Source organism: Pseudomonas sp. P97.38 (genome assembly GCF_001269745.1).
Lineage (GTDB): Bacteria > Pseudomonadota > Gammaproteobacteria > Pseudomonadales > Pseudomonadaceae > Aquipseudomonas > Aquipseudomonas chlororaphis_E.
Genome location: NZ_LHVJ01000015.1, coordinates 270,113 through 290,462 on the forward strand (window position 1 = coordinate 270,113; position 20,350 = coordinate 290,462).

Genomic DNA, 20,350 nt, shown 5'->3' on the forward strand with positions numbered 1-20,350 from the left:
CAATTGCCGACGCTCGGTTCAGCAGGATTCGTACCCGCCGGGCTGTTGCGACGGCTGCGCCGCCGAGCGGGAGCAAGCTCCCTCGCCACAGAGATTATGTTTTAAATTGCACACAATTGAATTGCTCGCTATCTTGCACGCCAGTCCCATTCCTTTGGAGCCTTGCCATGAGCGACAACCTGCTGAGCATCCCGTGCACCACCCTCCAGGGTGAGCAAAAGACCCTGGCCGACTTCGCCGGCAAGGCCGTGCTGGTCGTCAACACCGCCAGCCAGTGCGGATTCACCCCACAGTACAAAGGGCTCGAGGCCCTGTGGCAGACCTACAAGGACCAGGGTCTGGTGGTGCTGGGCTTTCCCTGCAACCAGTTCGGCAAGCAGGAACCGGGTAACGAGGCGGCGATCAGCGAGTTTTGCGAGCTGAACTTCGGGGTGAGTTTCCCGCTGTTCAAGAAAATCGAGGTCAACGGGGCCAACGCCCATCCGTTGTTTGTCCAGCTCAAGCAACGGGCCCCCGGCGTACTGGGGTCCAAGGGCATCAAGTGGAATTTCACCAAGTTCCTGATCGGCAAGGATGGCCAGGTGGTGAAGCGCTTCGCCCCGACCACCAAGCCACAGGACCTGACTGGCGAGATCGAAGCACTGCTCAAATGAACCCGTTGCCAGCCGATGCGCTGAAGCTCGACAGCCAGTTGTGCTTCAAGCTGTACGCCGCTTCGCGGGCGGTGATCCGTGGCTATAAGCCGATGCTCGATCAGCTCGGCCTGACGTACCCGCAATACCTGGTGATGCTGGTGCTGTGGGAATGGCAGGAAACGGCGCCGGAACAACCCACCGTCAAGGCCCTGGGCGAGCGCTTGTCGCTGGATTCCGGTACGTTGACGCCGCTGCTCAAGCGCCTGGAGCAACTGGCGCTGGTCCAGCGCCAGCGTTCGCCCCGGGACGAGCGTGAGGTGCACCTGAGCCTGACGCAGTCGGGGCGGGCCTTGCGTGAGCAGGTCGGGCCGCTCAAGGCCCGCCTGTTATGCGACAGCGGGATTGACCTGGACCGCCTCGGGGAACTGCGCGACGGTCTCGATCATTTATTGGGGCAGATCAGAGCGCTGACGTAGTGGGCACCCAATGGTCCAGGATCGCCGCCAGTTCTTCGCGGCGGAACGGCTTGGACAGGTAGTCGTTCATGCCCGCCGCGCGGCAGCGCTCGCGTTCCTCGGGCATGGCGTTGGCCGTCAGCGCGACAATCGGCAACTGTGACCAGCGACCGCTGCGCCGGATCTGCCGGCTGGCCTCGTAGCCATCCATCACCGGCATGTTGCAGTCCATCAGCACCAGGTCGAACACATGCTGTTCGAGCTGGTCCAGGGCTTCGACACCGTGGGCGGCAATGGTGACTTCGCAGCCCAGTTTGCCCAGCATGCCCTTGGCCACCAACTGGTTGACCGGATTGTCCTCCACCAGCAACACCCGGCCACGCCTGGAGGGCGCCGCGGTTTCGATCTGGGCATCGTTGATAGTGGTTTCTTCGCTTTGCAGGGCCCGGCGCAGAATCTGGTACAGCGCATGACGCGCCAACGGCCGGGCCTGTTGCAACAGCGGGGCGAGGGCCGCGGCCTGTTCGCTGGGCATGAAGCTGCCGTAGGCGGTCACCAGCAGGATCGGGGCGTCGAAGGTCGGCCGCAGGTTGAACAGGCATTCCGGGCAGTCGGTGATCAGCACGTCGGGCTCGAGCCCCAGCAGCCCGTCATCCACGGAGCGCCGTAGATAGTCCAGGCCCCAGCCGGGCAACAGCATGCCCAGCAACTCGGCCAGCCCGCTGTTGCTGTCGGTGATGGCAACGACCTTGCCGCGCAGCGGTTCGGCCGACGGCGCCGGGGTGTGGCAGGGCAGGGGCAGGTCGGCGCAGAACTGGCTGCCGAAGCCGGCCTCGGAGCTGATTGTCAACCGGCCCTGCATGGCTTCGCAGAGGTTGTAGGTCAGTGCCAGGCCCAGCCCGGTGCCACCGAACTGGCGGGTGGTCCCGGCGCCGGCCTGGGTGAACGGCTGCAGGATCCTGGCTTGAGCTTCCTGGGGGATGCCGATGCCGGTGTCGCAGACTTCGATCCGCACGCCACCTTCGTGTTGGCTCAAGCGCACATCGACCCGGCCGAAGCGGGTAAATTTCAGCGCGTTGGACAGCAGGTTGCTGACGATCTGGCGTACCCGCGTCGGGTCGCCCAGGACCAGGGCTGGAAACTGCGGGTCGATCAGGCAGGCCAGCTCGACGCTGGGGGCGGCATTCTGCGACAGCAGGTTGGCGGTGTCTTCGACCAGCGAGCCAAGGTCGAACGGGATGCGCTCGAGTTCCAACTGACCGGCGTCGAATTTCGACAGGTCGAGGATGTCGTTGAGCAGTTCCACCAGGACCTTGCCCGAGTCGTGGGCAATCGACAGCTGTTGCTGTTGTTCGGCCGTCAGCGGGCCGTCGAGAGACAGGGCGATCATCCCCAGCAGGCCGTTGAGCGGCGTGCGAATCTCGTGGCTCATGTTGGCGAGGAAGGCAGAGCGGGCCTCGGCCATGTCCAGCGCGGTACGCCGGGCCACTTCCAGCTCTTCGTTGGACTGGCTGAGGCGGGCGTTGATGGCCTTGAGTTCGGCAGTGCGCGCCGAGACGATGTTTTCCAGTTGCGCCAGGTATTCGGTGAGACGGTTTTCGGCGGTACGCCGCTGCTGGATTTCGGTGGAGATGTTTTCGAACTGTTGGTTGGCCACCGACACCAGCACGCCGATTTCGTCGTATTGGTGGCCGGCGGGGCATTCCAGGCGGCTCTGTTCGCTGCTGCCCGGGTCGCGACTGCTCAGCTCGCGGATGACCCGTACCAGGGGCTTGGTCAGCATCACGTAGAACAGCGCCAGCAGCAGGCCGGTCAGGATCAGGCTGCGGGCAAACCCGTTGAGCAGGGTGACTTCGGCCCGGCGCAGGAAGCGGCTGCCGAATGAGTAGGTGTCGACATCCAGGCGCAGCACGCCGAGGGACTCGCCAGGCAGATGGTCCAGGTAGAGGCGGTCCTCGAACTGGCGCTGGGCGCCAAACAGGAAGTCGCTGATGAAGCGATAGCTGCTTTGCAGTTCGGGCCGCTTGACGCTGGCCAGCACCGTCTTGTTGTTGTCCACCAGTTCGGCGCCGATGATGGCCGGTGAACGCAACAGGCCCTGGGACAGCTCCTGGGCCAGCTCCGCGTCGATGTTGTAGGCGATGCGCGAGGCCGGGTTGTGGCTGATTTCCAAAAGCGACAGGATTTCACGGTTGATCGAGGCGTCTTCGCTGGCATAATCGATGCCGATCTGCATCAGGCTCAACAAGGTGCCCAGCACGAAGCCCACCAGGACGGTCAGGCGGGCCTGTTTGTAGGACAGCCGCTGGGTGAATCTGATGTCCATTGAGTGATGAACCACTTACGTTTCCCTTCGCCGCTCAAGCATAGCTGATCATCGCTGAATTCCGGCGTGGCCGGCTTGTGTTATTTGGGGTAGACCCGCCATTGGGTAAGGCGTTTCGTCGCTGCAGCGCCATCATTACCGTGAACCAGTCCGAGGAAAAGACGTGGACTCTCGATTGAATGCTTTTCTTGAACGCGCCGATGCGGTGCTGGCCCGGATCGAGCCGTTGTTGCCTGCGCCGCGCCCTGCCATCGATTGGACCCAGACCCTGGCCGCCCGCTGGCAACGGGATGGGCGCAGCGGTTTCCTGCTGCCGCTTCAGGTCAGCCTCGACATGCGCCTGTCGGACTTGATCGGCGTGGATCGCCAGGTCGAGCAACTGGGGCGCAACACCCGCCAGTTCATCGACGGCATGCCCGCCAACCACGCGCTGCTCTGGGGCTCGCGGGGCACCGGCAAATCGTCGCTGGTGCGTGCGCTGTTGGCCGAACATGCCCAGCACGGCTTGCGGTTGATCGAGATCGAGCGTGACCACCTGGCCGACCTGCCACGGGTGGTCGAGCAGGTGGCGAAACTGCCGCAGCGTTTCGTGCTGTTCTGCGATGACCTGTCGTTCGAGTCCGGCGAAGGCGATTACCGCGTGCTCAAAAGCGTCCTGGACGGCTCCCTCGAACAGGCACCGGATAACGTGCTGTTGTACGCCACCTCCAACCGCCGTCACCTGGTGCCGGAAAAGGAGAGCGACAACGAGAACTGGAAGCGAGTCGATGGCGAGTTGCACCCCAGCGAAGCCGTCGAGGACAAGATCGCGTTGTCCGACCGCTTCGGCCTGTGGTTGTCGTTCTATCCGTTTACCCAGGAGCACTTTCTCGACGTGGTGGAACACTGGATCGGTGAGCTGGCGGCCAAGGCCGGGTTGACCTGGCAGCGCGACGAGGCGCTGGACGTGCAGGCGGTGCGCTGGGCCACCGGCCGCGGCAACCGCAACGGACGTTGCGCCTACCAGTTCGCCCGTTATTGGGTAGGCCTCAAACTCTTGGAGCACAAGGCATGATTGATTTGAAAAGCACCGGCCAGGGCCTCGACGGCTATGGGCTGTTATCGGCACAGCTGCAATCCCTGTTGGCCGATGAGCGTGATTTCATCGCCAACGCGGCGCAGTTTTCGGCGTTCCTGTTCAGCCAGCTGGAGGACCTGAACTGGGCCGGTTTCTACCTCAATCGCAACGACGAGTTGATCCTGGGACCGTTCCAGGGCCAGATCGCCTGCGTGCGGATTCCCTTCGGTCGGGGCGTGTGCGGTGCGGCGGCGGCGACCCGACAGACCCAGCGGGTTGAAGATGTCCACCAGTTCCCCGGGCACATCGCCTGCGACAGCGCGTCGAACAGCGAGCTGGTGGTGCCGCTGGTCAAGGACGGCCGCCTGATTGGCGTGCTCGACCTGGACAGCCCGAAACTGGCGCGTTTTACCGAGCACGATCAGGCCGGCATCGAAGCGTTGGCGGCGATTTTCCTGCGCCTGACCGAGTGCTGAACGAGGCCAGCCGGCTGGAGCAAGGCTGGCCCGCCATCGCGCGGGCGCTGTCGGGTGCATGACCTTGCGGTGGGCCGGCAGGTTTGCTCCGCACGGGGTGCGGTGCGATTCAACATGGTCGCAATCCCGCTCGGGCCAGCAGGGCGTCGCGGTCGATCTCATCGATCTGCTGCGGGTCGAGAAACTGCTCGGCGTAGCGGGCGTAGATCTGTTCTTCGATGAACAAGCCGAACAACTGCGGATCGATATGGGCGTCGCGGCACATGGTGGCCATGATGCCCAGGGCTTCGCTCAGTTTCTTGGCCTTCTTGTAGGGCCGGTCGGCTGCCGTCAGCGCTTCGAAAATATCGGCGATTGCCATCATGCGGGCCGGCAGGCTCATTTCCTCGCGCTTGAGTCCCTTGGGGTAACCGCTGCCGTCCATCTTCTCGTGATGGCCGCCGGCGATTTCCGCCACGTTGTCCAGGTGGCTGGGGAAGGGCAGTTGGCTGAGCATCAGGATCGTCTGCACCATGTGGTGGTTGATGACGTAGCGTTCCTCACGGGTCAGCGTGCCGCGGGTGATGCTCAGGTTGTAGAGTTCGCCGCGGTTGTACTTCCAGCGCGGCACGTCGAGCTTGAAACCCCACGGGTTGTCCGCCGGGATCAGTTCGGCTTCGTGACGCTCGAACAGGTGCTCGGGCTTGTCCGCCAACAACGCTTCGGTGACGGGCAACGTCGGCCGGGGCGTGCGCGCCTGGCGGCGGTTTTCTTCCCAGGACACCCCCAGGCGGTCATCGAGCGTGCGCTGCCATGGGCGTTGGGCGATGTCTTGCAGGCGCTGCAGGTCGGCGTCGGCCATGGCTTCGGAGCCCAGGTTGCAGCGGGCGACGAAGGCAAAGTCGTCATCGAGGCTGGCCAGTGTCGCATCGCGCTGCTGCGCCAGTGAGGCCGGGTCGCCACCCGCCGCCATCGCCTGCCAGTAGTCGACCCAGGCGTCTCGCTTGAGCACTTCGAAGCGCGTGCGAATCTCGTGGATCCGGTCGTTCAGGGTTTCCAGCTTGGTGGCCTTGTCGACGACGTACTCGGGGGTGGTGACCTTGCCGCAATCGTGCAGCCAGGCGGCGATGTGCAGCGCTTCCCATTCATCTTCCGTCGGCTGGTACGCCTCGAACGCCGACGCCTGGCTCGCCGCCGCGGCCTCGGCGATCATCAGGGTCAGCACCGGCACCCGCTGGCAATGGCCACCCGTGTAGGGGCTCTTGGCGTCGATCGCGCCGGCCAGCAACTGGATGAACGAATCCAGCAATTGCTTCTGCCGGGCTTGCAGGCGCTGGCCTTCGATGCTGACGGTGGCGGCCCCGGACACTGCCTGGAGAAACGCGATGCGATCCGGCTGCAGCTTTTCCAGGTCGCCTTCGGTGCCGCTGTCGTTGATCAGCAACACCAGGACGCCGACGGTTTCCTGGTGGCGATTGCGCAAGCGGATGCCGATCAGGTGGGCCCGGGGAGCGTCCATCGCCCGTAGCACGCCTTGCAGATCGGCTGCCTGTTCGAAGCCCAGGGAGGTCACCAGATTGTCCGAGACGGCCAGTTGCTGGAGCCATTGCGGGCTGCGCTCGGCCTGCAACTCGTAACTGTTTAGCTTGAACGCTGCCAGGTCCCGGGGGACACCTTCGATCACCAGCCCATACGGCTTGACCCGATTGTCATCGTTTTCGCGCAGGTAGATCAGCCCGGCCTGGGCCTGGCCGATGGCCACGGTCTCGAACAACACCCGCTCCAGCAGCGGCGCGAAGCGGGTCTCGGCGCGCAGGCTGGCGGTGATCTTGAAGAAGCTGGCCAGGGTCTCCTTCATGCGCGCCATCGACACGCTCAACTGGTCGACTTCCAGCACCGGCGAGCGCCGCGAGACCGGGTAGTTGAAGTCGAAGCTGCGAATGGCATCGGCCTCTTGCACCAACGCACGCAGCGGCTTGACCAGGATCCTCGACGTCAGCCAGCCCAGCGGCAGGCACAACAGCAGGGTGGCCAGGGTGATCAGCGCGCCTTGCCAACGTATGCGATAGGCCTCGTCGAGCAGTTCGTCCTCGGGCACCAGCAGCGCCAGTTCCAGGCCTTGCGGTCCGCCTTCCTGCATGTGGCTGTGCGATACGATCCAGCGCCGTCCGGCGGCCTCCAGGCGCGATGTGCCCGTGCTGTCGTCGAGGGTGGCGGCGATGGCCGGGTTGAGGTCGCGGGCCTTGATCAGGCGCGCGGATTGAGCGTCCGCCACCAGTCGGCTGCTGTCGGGATAGGCCACCGCGTTACCCTTGGGGTCGAGCAGGACGATCTCGGTGCCGGCGGTGACCTTGTGCTTGGCCAGGGTCTGGGACAGGGCCGCGAGCGTCAGGTCGGCGCCGATCACTGCCTGCTCGCCACTGCGCCGGGCCAGGGTGGTGCCGATGGTGTGGGTGGAGAAAAACAGATAGGGCTCGGTGGTGATCTGCTCGGCGGTGCCTACGGCGCTGCGAAACCAGCTTCGATTGCGCGGATCGAACGTCTCTTCAGCGATGTCCCGGTGATCGATGAGCGTCAGGTGTTCGTCGTAGAACAGCGACTGGGCGCGAACCGAACCGTCGGACGTCGCTCGCTCCACGGTCCAGACCTGGTAGGCCGCGTTGGCCGGGGCGCCCACCGCGGTTTTCAGGGCCGCGCTGCGCAACGGCCGGACCATCAGGAAATCACCCAGGGCATCACCCAGGTACAACGACGCCAGGTTCGGGTTGTCCCGCAGCGCCTGGCTGAAGGGCCCGAGCAAGGCCAGGCGTTGCTCCATCCGGGGTGAGCGCGTGGCCGGGTAATCGGCCAGCAGGCCCAGCAGGTGGCGGATCGGTTCGTAGGTGTCGTACAGATCCAGGCGCACGTCCTGCTCGATCCGGTTGAACAGTTTTTCACTGCTGGAGAGGATGATTTGCGTGGTCTGCCGATAGTTGAAAATGCCCAGCACCACGCCGGTCAGCAGCAGAAGCAGGGTGAACATCACGCTGATATGGACGTGCAGGGGGAACCGGCGTTTTTCCGTACGCGGTGCGTTGGGCATTGCAGTCACTCCAAGTGTAAGGGGCGTTCTCAAAGGGTGTTTCCGCGTGGAGGGGACGCTGATCGAGAACACCCCTGGTACGCACTGCTCAGGCAACAGCATAGTAAATGCTGGGTTATCGTGCCTTGGCGAGTGCTGTTTGGAGGGCTACCCCGACGTCGATCATGGCCTGGTCGAGGGCTTCGACGCATTCGCGAATCCGCTGCGGTGCCGAGGCGGGCTGACAGGCCTGTTCCAGTGCCTCGCAACGCTGGATCAACGACGTCGCCTGCATGATCCGGGCGACCCCCTTGATCTTGTGTGCCGTCTCGCTCAAGGCCTGGCGCTCGCCGCCCCGGGCCACGTCGAGCAGTTCCTGGCGATCCAGGCGATTGCTGTTGAGCATCTCGCTCAGCAGGCGGTGAGTGGACGAGGGATCGCCGCCGGTCAGCGCTTGCAGGCCTTGCAGGCTGAAAACCCGGGCCTGCCGGCTGGGTTTGACGGCCTTGATCCACTGGCTCAGGGCGCTCAGGCTGATGGGCTTGAACAGACAGTCGTCCATTCCCGCGTCCTGGCACCGTTGTTTTTCCTCCGGCTGTGCGTTGGCGGTGAACCCCAGGATGGTGCAGGGAGGGCGTTGCTGCTCGGACTCCTCGCGGCGAATCGAACGCGCCAGTTCATAGCCGCTCATGATGGGCATGTTGCAGTCGGCGATGACCAGGTCGAAATGCCCTTGCTGCCAGACCTCGAACCCATGGGCGCCATCATGGGCAACCTGATAGGGGTAGCCGAGGTACTCCAGTTGCTGTGACATCAGCAGGCGGTTGGCCGGGTGATCGTCCACCACCAGGACGTTCAGCACACCTGCCGCCGTTTCGATGACCGGCTCGGCGGCCACACCGGCTGGCGCCGCTGGCAAGACGTTCAGCCGCAGCCGGACCTGGACCTGAGTGCCAAGGCCGGGCTGGCTGTTCATGTGCAGGTTGCCACCCATCATCTGGCACAGGTTGCGACTGATCACCAGCCCCAGTCCGGCGCCCTTGCGCGCCATCCGGCCACTGTTGTCGACCTGGGCAAAGGGTTCGAAGAGGCGCTTGAGGTCCGCCGGGCCGATGCCGATGCCGCTGTCGTTGACCTCCAGGTGCAAGTGCAGGACGTCGTCCCGGTCGGTGGGTGACAACCGGACCTTGACCAGCACCCGACCCTGTTCAGTGAACTTGAGGGCGTTGCTGATCAGGTTCGAGAGCACCTGTTTGAAGCGCAACGGGTCGATCGACACGTCCGGGTTGCCTTCGGCGGCGTCGAACTGCAGCGACAACGCCAGGTTTTTCTGCCTCGCCACGCCTTCGAATACCCGGATCACCGATTGCAGCATGGCCCGCAGGTTGACGCGCTCGGGCGCCAGGCTCAGGTGGCCCGATTCGATCCGGGCGATGTCCAGGATGTCGCCGATCAGCTCCAGCATGCCGGCGGCCGATTCGTACGCCACGGCGATGGTCGAACGGTCCACATGGCCCTTGTCGGTCTGTTTCAGGGCCAGTTCGAGCATGCCGATCACCGCGTTCATGGGCGTGCGGATCTCATGGCTCATGGTCGCCAGGAAGGTGCTCTTGGCGCGGTTCGCGTCTTCGGCCTGCTTCTTGGACGCGCGCAGCTCTTCGAAAAGCTGGCGTCGCTCACTGATGTCGATCCACCCGCCGATGATGCCCTGCACCTGCGCGGCCGAGTTCCGGTAGGGGAGGATCCAGTGATAGATGGTCAGTTCCCTGTCTCCGATGTGCAGGGGACGATCGACGATCAGCGGGGTGCCTTCGGCCATCACCCGTTGATAGTCGGCCTGGTACTCCTGCGCCTCGAAGGCGTTGCTCATGGCCCCCGGCATCACGTTCTTGCCGATGACGTCTTCGCGCCTGGCGTCGAACGTTTGCAGGTAACTGTCGTTGCAGCTTTGCAGGCAGCCGTTGCGGTCCCTCACGTAGATCGGGTGCGGCGTGCCGTTGAGCAGTGCGTGCATGAATTCCAACTGGTCGTTGAGGGCGAGCTCGGCCCGTTGGCGCTGCCGGATCTGGCGCTGCATGTAGGCGTTCCAGGCCAGTGACAGCAGCAACAGCAGGCCGACGCCTGCGACGATCTGGAAGAACAGGCGGTTATAGGTGCGCCAGGTATGTTGCGACGCCGAGACGTAGCCGCGCCAACGGTTGTTGATCACCCCCAGTTGATCGGGGTCGATGCTGGTCAGGGCCTTGTCGAGGATGGAATTGAGTTCGGTGGCATTTTTGGCGCTGGCGAGGGCGAACAGGGCCGGCTGGGTGCCGACGGTGCTGTTGATCTGCAATGTGTCGCGCCAGGAGTGGGACGAGATGAAGTAGTTAGCCATGACCAACGAGCTGACCCCGCCGTCGACCTGGCCCTGGGCGAGCATCTCCATGGCCCCCAGGGTGCCGTCTGCCTCGACGATCCTGATGTCCGCAAAGTGCTGGCGCAGCCATTCGATCAGTGGGTTGCCCTTGGCGATGGCCAGGCTCCGACTGCCGAACTGATCGAGCGTGGCCGGGGTGCCGGACTGTTTACGGGTCAGAAGGACGAACGAACTGTCGAGGTAGGGCCGGCTGAATTTCAATTTCTGCTGCCGTTCGCGGCTGGGCAGGAATGCGGCGATCAGGTCGGCCTGGTCTTCCTGGATCGCGGCGATCATCTCGCTGTCGCTCTGGCGACGCTGGATATCCAGGCGCAGGCCGGTGCGCAGGCGGATCAACTCCAGCAGGTCGGCGCTGATCCCACGCAAGGCGCCGTCCGAATCGAAGAAGGTGAAGGGCGCGGAATGTTCATTCACCACCACCCGCACCACCGGATGCGCCGCCAGCCAGCGTTGTTCGCGGTCGGTCAGTTGGATCCGGTGATCGGCGAGGTACATGTCGCTGCCGGCACTCCAGCGCTTGGCGATGCTGGTGTGTTCGGCGAGGGGAATCTGGTTCAGCGTGGCATTGATGATCTCCAACAGGCGAGTGTCGCTGCGGCGCACCGCGAACCCGAAGCCAAAGGCTTCATGCTTGCCGAAGCTGGCCATGCGGATGTTGCTCAGGTAGCCCTTGCTGATCATGTAATGGGTGGACAGGGTGTCGCCGAGGAAGACGTCGGCCTGGCCAAAGGCAACGGCGTTGATCGCGTTCTGATAGGAGGGGTAGGTGGTCAGTTGGGCCTTGGGGTACAGGTGCTCGATTTCCTCCAGGGGCAGGTAGTGATAGACCATGCTCAGGCGCAGGCCTTCGAGACCTTCGGCCAGGGAACGGCTTTCATTGGCGCGAGTGACGAGCACCGGCTGATCCACGGCATAAGGCGTCGACAGCAGGATGTCGGGCTGGCGGGCTTCAAAGCCATTGGCGGTGCCCAGCAGGTCGATCTGCCCCGCCTTGAGTGCTGCCAGGGCGGCGTCACGGGATTCGAAACGCAGGACCTTCATGGGCAGGCCGGTTGCCTGGGCGAGGAGGCCGGCATAGTCGGCGGTCATGCCTTCGTAGTCGTGCCCGCTGGTGGAAAGGTCGAAAGGGGGATAGTCGGGTGCGGACGTGCCCAGGACCCATTCACGCCGACCCTGGAGCCAGGCCTTCTGGGCGTCGTCGAGCTGGATCGACGCAGCCGCCGTCGAGCGGCCCAGCAGCGTCAGGTGCTCGGGCATGGCCGGCGCCGCCGCGAGGACGCTTGCATATAACCCTGCGCTCACTAGCAGCAGGCATTCCTTTATGCGTCTGAGCATCCTGTTCTTCTCACACAAGTGCGTTGCGTTTCGCCATTTCGATCAGTTCTACGAGGGACTTGACCTTGAGTTTCTGCATCAGTCTTTTTTTGTAGGTGCTGACGGTTTTATTGCTCAGAAACATGCCCTTGGCGATTTCCTTGTTAGTGCGGCCCTGGGCAAAAAGTTGCAGGACCATCAACTCCCTGTCGTTGACGCTCTTGAAAAGATCCAGCTCTATACTGCGCGGATCATCCGGGCGTATCGGGTTCAATGCCTGGCTCGGAAAGTAGTTGTAGCCAGACAGCACGGCCTTGATGGCACTGACCAGTTCGCTGAGGTCTTCCTGCTTGCACACATAGCCGGAAGCGCCCGATTGCATGCAGCGGATGCCGAACAGGGTCGGCGACTGGGCCGTGAGCACCAGTGTCTTGAGGGGCGTGGTCATGGCGTTGAAGCGCGAGAGGATTTCCAGCCCGTCGAGTTTGGGAATGCTGATGTCCAGGATCACCAGGTCCGGCATGCATTCGCGCACCATTTGCATCGCATCGACGCCGTTGTCAGTTTCCCCCACGACCTTATAGCCCTCATGCTCCAGGAGCATGCGAACGGCGAGGCGGATGACCGGATGATCGTCGACAATGAAAACGGAGTTCATGAATAAAATACCCTGCGAGCTTAATAAAGCGCGCACCTTAGCCCAGTTACAGCCAGGGTCGTACGAAGAGACGGGCACCCAACTTCAATTTCAGAAGTTTCCTACAAAAAAAGAGGCAAGATATTACGATGTAATCGGTTTTTTAGTAGGCGGATGAAACAGGGCGAAGAATTAAAGGATTTTTTGTGAAGAGGTGCTTCTTTTCGCGGGATGTTTAACAAGTGGCGTGCAGGGTTTATTGAATGGTGCTGAGGGGTTTTCCGTGTTTTCTCCTGTGAAACTTGCATGAATCCGTTGTGAGGGCGGGCTTGCTCGCGAAGGCGCAGGTCATTCGATACCGTCGCAATTCGACCTACCGCTTTCGCGAGCAAGCCCGCTCCCACAGGGTTGTGCCAGGCCCATCAAACCGTTGTTCCCACACCTTTTATTGACGCGTGCGGCCTGTCATCTCCTGGGCCATGTCGCTGGCGTAGCTGTCCGTCATCCCGGCGATGAAGTCGATCATGCGCAGGAATGCCGCGTGCAGTGGGCCATTCGGGTCGGGGGCGTTGTTGCCCAGCAGGTCGAGGATGCGGCGGTTCTTGAAGGAAGGCGTGCGGCCGCCATGCTGTTCGAGTGCGGCGCCGCAGAACCCGTTGAGCAGGATCTCCAACGTGGTGTACGCGCCGATCTCATGCAGGGTCTTGCGCTTGTCCTGGAAAATTTTCTTGCGGGCCATGTCCTTGGCATTCAGCACGCAGCGCTTGGCCGGGCCGTGCATGTGCTCCACCAGGTCCCCCGGCAACGTGCCGGCCAGCAACGCCTCCTGCTGTTCGACGAATGCCCGCGCGGCGGCGTTGGTCAGATGCTCGATGGCCTTGCCCCGCAGGATCGCCAGTTTGCGCCGCCGGGAATCCTGCGGGCCCAACTGGCGGTAGGTGTCCGGAAGGTCGTCCCCCACCAGGTCCAGGAGCAGCGATTCCACCTGTGGGTATTCCAGCAGATCCATTTCCACGCCGTCTTCCAGGTCGATCAACGCGTAGCAGATGTCATCGGCGGCCTCCATCAGGTACACCAGCGGATGCCGGGCCCAGCGCTGGTCCTCGATCTGCGGCAGGCCGAGCTTGTTGGCGATCTGCTCCAGCAGCGGCAGTTCACTCTGGTAACAGCCGAACTTGTGCTTCTTGTAGCCCAGGGAGTCGGCGTGGCGAGCGGTCCAGGGGTACTTCAGATAGGTGCCGAGGGTGGCGTAGGTCAACCGCGTACCACCGTCGAACTGATGGTATTCAAGCTGGGTGAGCACGCGAAAGCCCTGGGCATTGCCTTCGAAGTTCAGGAAGTCGCCGCGCTCGGCTTCGCTCATGGCATCCAGCCAACCTCGCCCGGCGGCCTGCTGGAACCAATAGCGGATGGCATCTTCGCCCGAGTGGCCGAACGGTGGGTTACCGATGTCGTGGGCCAGGCAGGCCGATTGTACGACCATGCCCAGGTCGCTCGGCTCACACCAGTCGGGCAGGGCGCTGCGGATGGTTTCGCCCACGCGCATGCCCAGGGAACGTCCCACGCAACTGACTTCCAGCGAGTGGGTCAGGCGCGTGTGGATGTGGTCGTTGCTGGACACCGGATGCACCTGGGTCTTGCGTCCCAGGCGGCGGAAGGCGCCGGAAAAGATGATCCGGTCGTGGTCCTTGTGGAAGGGGCTGCGGCCCAGCTCTTGCGGGCTGTGAAGGGGTTTTCCGAGGCGTTCGCGTGTCAGCAGGGTGTGCCAATCCAAGGCCGGTTGCTCCGTTTGATGGGGGGGCGATGCCCTAGCTTCCCGGTTCACGAGGCTCGGTGCAAGGGCAAGTCATTCCACCCACCCTTGCCACCGTTGCCTCACGGCTTGCGCGCGCTCTTGGCCAATTTGATCAACGGCAGCAGCGTCGTGGCCAGCCGGACCAAACCGGTGAGGCCGCCGGTACGCCCGGCGCGGGTGCGCCTGCCGGTGAAAAAGCCGAGCAGCGATACCGCCGCCACGCCCCACAATGGCGCGTGCTTGATGCCGAAGCCTTCGTGCCAGCTCTGCGACAGGCCGCGTACCCGTCGCAGGGGGAGCAGCAGCTGGCGTGTTTCCTGGCGGATCTCCTGGCGATGCATCTCCATGCGCAGGCGCACCAGCGCCTTGCGCATTTCCTGGCGGGTCTGGGCTTGAGGGATATCAGGCAGGCTCATGGCAGCAGGCGCTCCCGATCGTTGGCCAATTCTTCGAGGGTGGCATGGAAGGGCGACGATTCGTCATAGATCGCTGCTCGCAACCGAAGGCCACAGAACAGCGCCGCCAACAGGTAGAACAGGCACAGGCCGATGATGCCCGCCAGGCGATAGGTGTCCCACACCAGGATCAGCACCAGGGCCGAGAGCCCTACCAGCAGGAGCAAGGCGAACACCAGGGCAAGGCCTGCGAACAACAGCAGGCTGACGGTGCGCGCTTTCTGTTCCTGCAATTCGATGCCGAACAATTCGACATGGCTGTGCAGCAAACCCAGGAAGGCTGCGCCCAGGCGACGTGCCGTGGGGGCGGTGCCCGCTTCGGGCGAGCCGGATTCGTCGAGGCCGATCATCAGCGTCTGGTCGCCAGCAAGCCGATCAGAAAGCCCACGCCTGCCGCGATGCCGACGGATTGCCAAGGGTTGGCTTGGACATATTCCTCGGTGGCGTCCACGGCCGCCTGGCCACGTTCGCGCATGGAATCTTCGGTCAGCTTGAGCGTTTCACGGGCGCGCAAAAGCGTTTCCTGGATCTGGCTGCGCAGCACGTCCGCCTGGTCACCCGCCAGCGTTGCGGTGTGGTCCAGCAAGCGTTCCGTGTCGTTGACCAGCGTCTGAAAATCTTCCTTCAGGATTTCTTGAGCAGTCTGTGCCTGGGTTCTGGCCATGGGGTGAATCTCCGTAAGTGACGTCTGAAGCGTTCGAGTATGAGCCTTGCCGGAAGGTTCAGTGAAAGTGACTGGTACAACTTTTGCTCAGGCTTTTGCCATGTACTGGTGCGTCTGCCCGCGCTGGTGCGCTGAAGCTGGGCGCGAGCCCGAAAACCTTAACCCAAATAATCAAAACCCGCGAAGCGCCTTGAAGCGGGACTGCGTTTCAGTCGTTTCGATGCACCAAAGCGGTTCGCCTGGCTGGCCAAAGCCGGCGACGCGTTTCAACTTGGTGCGTTGTCGGCGCGAGCGAACCGGTTTGGTGCTTTTCTCCACTTTTTCAGGTCTGCCATCACCATGGAAAATATGCAAAGTGCCGTGGACAGTCTGGTCCACAGCTCCAACACACTGTTCATCCTGCTGGGTGCGGTCATGGTCCTGGCCATGCATGCCGGTTTTGCGTTCCTGGAAGTGGGGACGGTCCGGCAAAAGAACCAGGTCAATGCGCTGTCGAAGATCCTCAGCGACTTCGCTGTCTCGACCCTGGCCTATTTCTTCATCGGCTATTGGATTTCCTACGGCGTGACTTTCATGCAACCGGCGGCGGTGCTCAGCAACGACCATGGCTACAGCCTGGTGAAGTTCTTTTTCCTGCTGACGTTCGCCGCCGCCATTCCTGCGATCATTTCCGGCGGTATTGCCGAACGTGCCCGGTTCGCTCCGCAGTTGTGCGCCACGGTGCTGATCGTGGCGTTCGTCTACCCGTTCTTCGAAGGCCTGGTCTGGAACGGCAACTTTGGTGTGCAGGCCTGGCTGCAAGCTCGCTTCGGTGCCGGTTTCCACGACTTTGCCGGTTCCGTGGTGGTGCATGCCATGGGCGGCTGGCTGGCACTGGCCGCGGTACTCCTGCTCGGGCCGCGCAATGGCCGCTACCGGGACGGTCGACTGGTGGCGTTCGCGCCGTCGAGCATTCCCTTCCTGGCCCTGGGGTCGTGGATCCTGATTGTCGGCTGGTTCGGCTTCAACGTGATGAGTGCCCAGACCCTGCCGGGGGTGAGCGGGTTGGTGGCGGTCAACTCGTTGATGGCGATGGTCGGCGGTACCGTGGCGGCATTGCTCGTGGGGCGCAATGACCCCGGCTTCCTGCATAACGGCCCGCTCGCCGGCCTGGTGGCGGTCTGCGCCGGTTCCGACCTGATGCACCCGGTAGGCGCGCTGGTCACCGGCGCCATCGCCGGTGCGTTGTTTGTCTGGTGCTTCACCGCCGCCCAAGGCAAATGGAAGATCGATGACGTGCTCGGGGTCTGGCCACTGCATGGGCTGTGTGGTGTCTGGGGCGGCATCGCTTGCGGCATCTTTGGCCAAGGCGCGTTCGGCGGCCTGGGCGGCGTCAGCCTGGCCAGCCAACTGATCGGCACGGCGCTGGGCGTCGGCATTGCCCTGGCCGGTGGGTTTGCGGTGTATGGCGTCATCAAGGGGCTGCTGGGCCTGCGCCTGACCCAGGAAGAAGAGTATTACGGCGCCGATCTGTCGATTCACAAGATCGGCGCCATCAGCCAGGACTGACCGATGCACTAGGGCGCCTTGTCCTGGTCGCCCGGGTAGAAACCGTGCAGCAGGCGATAGCGGTCGTGCCGAACCTGGTCCACGTGATGGCGGACCTGCTGCTCGGGCAGGCCGAGCATGATCAGGGCATGGGAGGCCAGCATCAGGCTCGACTCGAGCAGCTCCGGGACCACTTCGCTGGCCCCGGCCGCTTGCAGCTCAGCCAACTGGCTGTCGTCGCGGGTGCGGACCAGGATCGGCACCTGCGGGTTGACCCGCCGTGCCTCCTTGAGCACGGTGATGGCGATGTCGGTCTTGTCCACGGCAATCACCAGCAACCTCGCACGATTCAAACCGACCGCTCCCAGCAGGTCGCCTCGGCGCGAATCGCCGTAATGCACGCAGTGTTCGCCGACGCTGGCTTCCTGAATGATCACCGGGTCGTCATCCAGGGCGACGAACGCCAGGCCTTCGCGCCGCAGGAACCGGCCGATGGACTGGCCGACGCGGCCGTAACCACAAATGACCACATGCCCTGACAGCCCGGCGTTGAGCGCGCTGATCTGCTCCAGTTGTGCCTCTTCGTTGGGTTTGCGGTGCAGGCGGGCGGCGATGTGGGGGGCGGCACGCAGCAACAGCGGGGTCAGCAGCATCGAGCAGAACGTCGCGGCCAGCAGCAGGCCACTGATGTCGGCGGGCATCAGGCGGTTCTGCTGCATGAGCGCCATCAGGGCAAAACAGAATTCGCCACCCTGGGCCAGGGCCAGGCCACTGCGCCAGGCGGTTTCACCGTCGCTGCCGCGCCACTTCACCAGGGCAGCGACCACGCAGCCCTTGATGAGCATCAGGCCGAGCGTCAGCCCGAGGATCAACAGCCCGTCGTCGACGAACAATTGCAGGTCGATCAGCATGCCAATGCTGACAAAGAACAGCCCCAGCAGGATGTCGCGGAAGGGACGGATGTCGGCCTCGATCTGATGCCGGTAGTGGCTTTCACCCAGCAACATGCCCGCCAGGAATGCCCCCAGGGCGGGGGACAGGCCAAGCAGGTGGGTCAGCCATGCCGTCAGCAGCACGATCACCAGGGCCAGCAGCACGAACAGTTCCGCGGACCGCGAGGCAGCCACTTCATGGAACAATCGGGGCAGCAGCAGGCGGCTGGCCAGCAACAAGCCAGCGAACAGCACCAGGGTCTTGCCGAGGGTCAGTGGCAGCGCCCAATACCACGGGTGCTCGCTGCTGCCGGCGAATACCGGCACCAGGGTCAACAGCAGCACGGCGATGACGTCCTGGAACAACAACACCCCGATGGCGTTCTGGCCATGGCTGCTGAAGATTTCCCCCAGGCTGGTCAGTTCCTTGCTGACAATGGCGGTGGACGACAAGGCCAGCCCCGCCCCGAGCAACAGGGCCGCGGCCAGGGGCGCGCCAGAGAAGGCCAGCAGCCCGGCGAGGGCCGCCCCCGCGGCGAGTACTTGCAGGCTGCCGAGGCCGAACACCACCCGACGCAGCTCGAGCATTTTCGACAGGGAAAACTCCAACCCCAACGAGAACAGCAGGAACACCACCCCGAGTTCGGCCAGGTCGGGCAGTTCTTCGCTGTCGTTCACCCAGTCCAGCGCGGTCGGCCCCACGGCCAGCCCGACGCAGAGATAGCCCAGCACGGGCGGCAGTCGCAGGCGCCGGAACAAGGCGATGACCACCAGGGATGAGGCAAGAATGATCAGCAGATTGGCAAACAAGGGGCACTCCGTTTCAAGACGACAACTGACAGCGTAGCGGGGGAAAGGCACCCAGCCTCGCCGCAAAAGCCTCAATCTTCAGTGATTTGCATCAGCGTTTTACCGAAACACCCTGAGGCGAGGCAGCGGCTCGACGGTTTCCCGGTGCGGGCCTAGAATGACCGTCTATCTTTTTTGGGTCTACCTGCCATGTCTCCTGAATGCCAGCTGCTCGGCACCCTGGGTTGTCACTTGTGTGAAGTTGCCGAGGGTGTGTTGATGCCTTTCGTCGAGCATGGATTGCTGGTGGAACTGGTGGACATCGCCGAGAGCGAGGCGCTGACCGAGACCTATGGACTGCGGATCCCGGTCCTGCGGCGAACCGATACCGGCGCGGAGCTGGACTGGCCTTTCGACGATCCCGACCGGGTGGCCGCGTTCCTGCTTGAACCGTTCGCACCTTCCATTCACTCGCGGTCATTGGCGTAAGCTGCAGTCTTCGGTTACTGTATGTCCATACAGCTATCTGGAGTGCGTCCCTTGGTCAATGTCGAACAACTGAAAAGCAGCGTAAACAGGATGTCCGCGGACGTTGTGCGCGAGGCGGTCCTGGAACTGCGCCTGGATGGCTTGGTCACCGAAGGCAAGACACCTTTCAATAAATTGCATTTCAACACCTGTTTCGCAGAGATCGAGGCGTTGTTCCAGCGTGCCGGCTATCACAAGCAACTGGATGTAGTGGGTTACCAGGGCTTGCTGTACGCATTGTACGACCCTGGTCGCTGGGAGGCGGTGGAGGTGTTGCGCTGGTTGAAGGAGTTCACCGAGGCGGCAGCCAAACCGGCGTCGGTCCCGGCCTGAAGCAATCATTGCTGGGCGGGCTTGCGCGACTGGCGGATAATACCGCCCTGCGAAAAGGCTCAAGAGTTTTCCATGGTTTCCTCATTTTCCGCTGCACACCATCAGGCCAGCACGTTGTACCTGCCCCCGGGCTCCTGGCCGACGGTGCTGGAGTGCCTGTGCGAACATTTCAAGGCCATCAGCCGCGAGCAATGGCTGGACCGGATCGCTCGCGGGCGGGTGCTGGATGGGGAGGGCAACGCGATCCGTGCCGACCTGCCGTACCGTGAGGGCCTGCGCATCCACTATTTCCGTGAAGTGCCCGACGAGAAGCCGATCCCGGTGGTGGAGTCGATCCTGTACGCCGACGAACACCTGGTGGTGGCGGACAAACCACATTTCCTGCCGGTCACGCCGGCGGGCGAATATGTCGAGCAAACCTTGTTGCGGCGGCTGATCCGACGCCTGGACAATCCCCACCTGGTGCCGTTGCACCGAATCGATCGACACACTGCCGGCCTGGTGCTGTTTTCCGCCAACCCCGACAGTCGTTCGGCGTATCAAGCGTTGTTCCCCACCCGGCAGATCGAAAAGCACTACCAGGCCATTGCCCCGGCGCTGCCTGGGTTGAGCTTTCCCCGCGTGCATAAAAGCCGAATGATCGATGGCGAGCCGTTCTTTCGGATGTGTGAGGGGCCGGGCGAGCCGAATACTGAAACGGCCATCGAAGTCCTGGAGCGAAACGGCGAGCTGTGGCGCTATGGCCTGTCTCCGGTCACGGGCAAGAAGCACCAGTTGCGGGTGCACATGAATGCCCTTGGGGCGGGTATCTGCAACGATCCCTTCTACCCCGACGTGCTGCGGGATGTGGAGGACGATTACGCCAACCCGCTCAAGCTGCTGGCGCAGGGACTGCGTTTTAACGACCCGGTGAGTGGTCAGGAGCGGGTGTTCGAGAGCCGTATTACGTTGCAGTGGTGAGCTGAGGC

17 protein-coding genes are annotated in these 20,350 nt (G+C 63.2%); 8 read left to right on the forward strand and 9 right to left on the reverse strand.

From position 1 onward, the window contains the following. Window positions 1-167: 167 nt before the first annotated feature. Window positions 168-653: a glutathione peroxidase gene (locus tag AD664_RS11460; RefSeq protein ID WP_042730442.1), complete on the forward strand. Its 486-nt coding sequence runs from the start codon at window positions 168-170 to the stop codon at window positions 651-653. Continuing rightward, the gene (locus tag AD664_RS11465; protein WP_042730441.1) at window positions 650-1,111 is read left to right on the forward strand and encodes a MarR family winged helix-turn-helix transcriptional regulator; all 462 of its coding nucleotides are present in this window, start codon (window positions 650-652) and stop codon (window positions 1,109-1,111) included. The genes AD664_RS11460 and AD664_RS11465 overlap by 4 nt, the downstream gene beginning before the upstream one ends. On the opposite strand, the gene AD664_RS11470 is transcribed toward AD664_RS11465, so the two are convergent. Next, a complete protein-coding gene (locus AD664_RS11470) occupies window positions 1,095-3,416 on the reverse strand; it encodes a response regulator (RefSeq protein WP_053146624.1) in 2,322 nt (773 codons plus the stop codon). The two genes, AD664_RS11465 and AD664_RS11470, sit on opposite strands and share 17 nt — an antisense overlap. A 163-nt stretch (window positions 3,417-3,579) precedes the next feature. On the opposite strand from AD664_RS11470, the gene AD664_RS11475 reads away from it, so the two are divergent. Together AD664_RS11475 and AD664_RS11480 are read left to right on the forward strand one after the other, a co-directional pair. Next, the gene (locus AD664_RS11475; RefSeq protein WP_042730439.1) at window positions 3,580-4,470 is read left to right on the forward strand and encodes an ATP-binding protein; all 891 of its coding nucleotides are present in this window, start codon (window positions 3,580-3,582) and stop codon (window positions 4,468-4,470) included. Continuing rightward, window positions 4,467-4,949 carry a GAF domain-containing protein gene (locus AD664_RS11480; RefSeq protein ID WP_053146626.1) on the forward strand — a complete coding sequence of 161 codons (483 nt, stop codon included), beginning with the start codon at window positions 4,467-4,469 and terminating at the stop codon, window positions 4,947-4,949. Before AD664_RS11475 ends, AD664_RS11480 begins: the two co-directional genes overlap by 4 nt. 109 nt (window positions 4,950-5,058) lie before the next feature. Here the strand turns inward: AD664_RS11480 and AD664_RS11485 are convergent, their stop codons facing one another. The 7 genes from AD664_RS11485 to AD664_RS11515 all read right to left on the reverse strand — a co-directional run bounded on the left by AD664_RS11485 (window position 5,059) and on the right by AD664_RS11515 (window position 15,273). Next, window positions 5,059-8,010, reverse strand: a complete 2,952-nt coding sequence (locus AD664_RS11485; protein WP_053146628.1) for an HD domain-containing phosphohydrolase — start codon at window positions 8,008-8,010, stop codon at window positions 5,059-5,061. Window positions 8,011-8,125: 115 nt separating this feature from the next. Beyond that, window positions 8,126-11,743: a transporter substrate-binding domain-containing protein gene (locus AD664_RS11490; protein WP_053146630.1), complete on the reverse strand. Its 3,618-nt coding sequence runs from the start codon at window positions 11,741-11,743 to the stop codon at window positions 8,126-8,128. Window positions 11,744-11,753: 10 nt separating this feature from the next. Continuing rightward, on the reverse strand, window positions 11,754-12,380 hold the full coding sequence (locus AD664_RS11495; protein ID WP_042730435.1) for a response regulator transcription factor: 627 nt from the start codon (window positions 12,378-12,380) through the stop codon (window positions 11,754-11,756). A gap of 424 nt (window positions 12,381-12,804) precedes the next feature. After that, a complete protein-coding gene (locus AD664_RS11500; protein WP_047737490.1) occupies window positions 12,805-14,133 on the reverse strand; it encodes a deoxyguanosinetriphosphate triphosphohydrolase in 1,329 nt (442 codons plus the stop codon). Window positions 14,134-14,234: 101 nt separating this feature from the next. Then, window positions 14,235-14,570 (reverse strand): hypothetical protein, encoded by a 336-nt coding sequence (locus AD664_RS11505; protein ID WP_042731699.1) that lies wholly within the window; start codon window positions 14,568-14,570, stop codon window positions 14,235-14,237. Next, window positions 14,567-14,959, reverse strand: a complete 393-nt coding sequence (locus tag AD664_RS11510; protein WP_157061562.1) for a phage holin family protein — start codon at window positions 14,957-14,959, stop codon at window positions 14,567-14,569. Before AD664_RS11510 ends, AD664_RS11505 begins: the two co-directional genes overlap by 4 nt. Further along, window positions 14,959-15,273, reverse strand: a complete 315-nt coding sequence (locus tag AD664_RS11515) for a YqjD family protein (RefSeq protein WP_042731698.1) — start codon at window positions 15,271-15,273, stop codon at window positions 14,959-14,961. Before AD664_RS11515 ends, AD664_RS11510 begins: the two co-directional genes overlap by 1 nt. Window positions 15,274-15,612: 339 nt before the next feature. On the opposite strand from AD664_RS11515, the gene AD664_RS11520 reads away from it, so the two are divergent. After that, the gene (locus AD664_RS11520; protein ID WP_053146632.1) at window positions 15,613-16,821 is read left to right on the forward strand and encodes an ammonium transporter; all 1,209 of its coding nucleotides are present in this window, start codon (window positions 15,613-15,615) and stop codon (window positions 16,819-16,821) included. Window positions 16,822-16,829: 8 nt separating this feature from the next. Here AD664_RS11520 and AD664_RS11525 read toward each other — a convergent pair whose 3' ends face one another. Next, the gene (locus AD664_RS11525; RefSeq protein ID WP_053146634.1) at window positions 16,830-18,542 is read right to left on the reverse strand and encodes a monovalent cation:proton antiporter-2 (CPA2) family protein; all 1,713 of its coding nucleotides are present in this window, start codon (window positions 18,540-18,542) and stop codon (window positions 16,830-16,832) included. A 189-nt stretch (window positions 18,543-18,731) separates the two neighbouring features. Here AD664_RS11525 and AD664_RS11530 point away from each other — a divergent pair, with 189 nt between their 5' ends. The 3 genes from AD664_RS11530 to AD664_RS11540 all read left to right on the forward strand — a co-directional run bounded on the left by AD664_RS11530 (window position 18,732) and on the right by AD664_RS11540 (window position 20,342). Continuing rightward, the gene (locus AD664_RS11530; RefSeq protein WP_053146636.1) at window positions 18,732-19,010 is read left to right on the forward strand and encodes a glutaredoxin family protein; all 279 of its coding nucleotides are present in this window, start codon (window positions 18,732-18,734) and stop codon (window positions 19,008-19,010) included. Between the two features lie 51 nt (window positions 19,011-19,061). After that, a complete protein-coding gene (locus tag AD664_RS11535; protein WP_042731694.1) occupies window positions 19,062-19,382 on the forward strand; it encodes a hypothetical protein in 321 nt (106 codons plus the stop codon). Window positions 19,383-19,454: 72 nt separating this feature from the next. Then, a complete protein-coding gene (locus AD664_RS11540; RefSeq protein ID WP_053146638.1) occupies window positions 19,455-20,342 on the forward strand; it encodes a pseudouridine synthase in 888 nt (295 codons plus the stop codon). The last annotated feature ends 8 nt before the right edge of the window (window positions 20,343-20,350 follow it).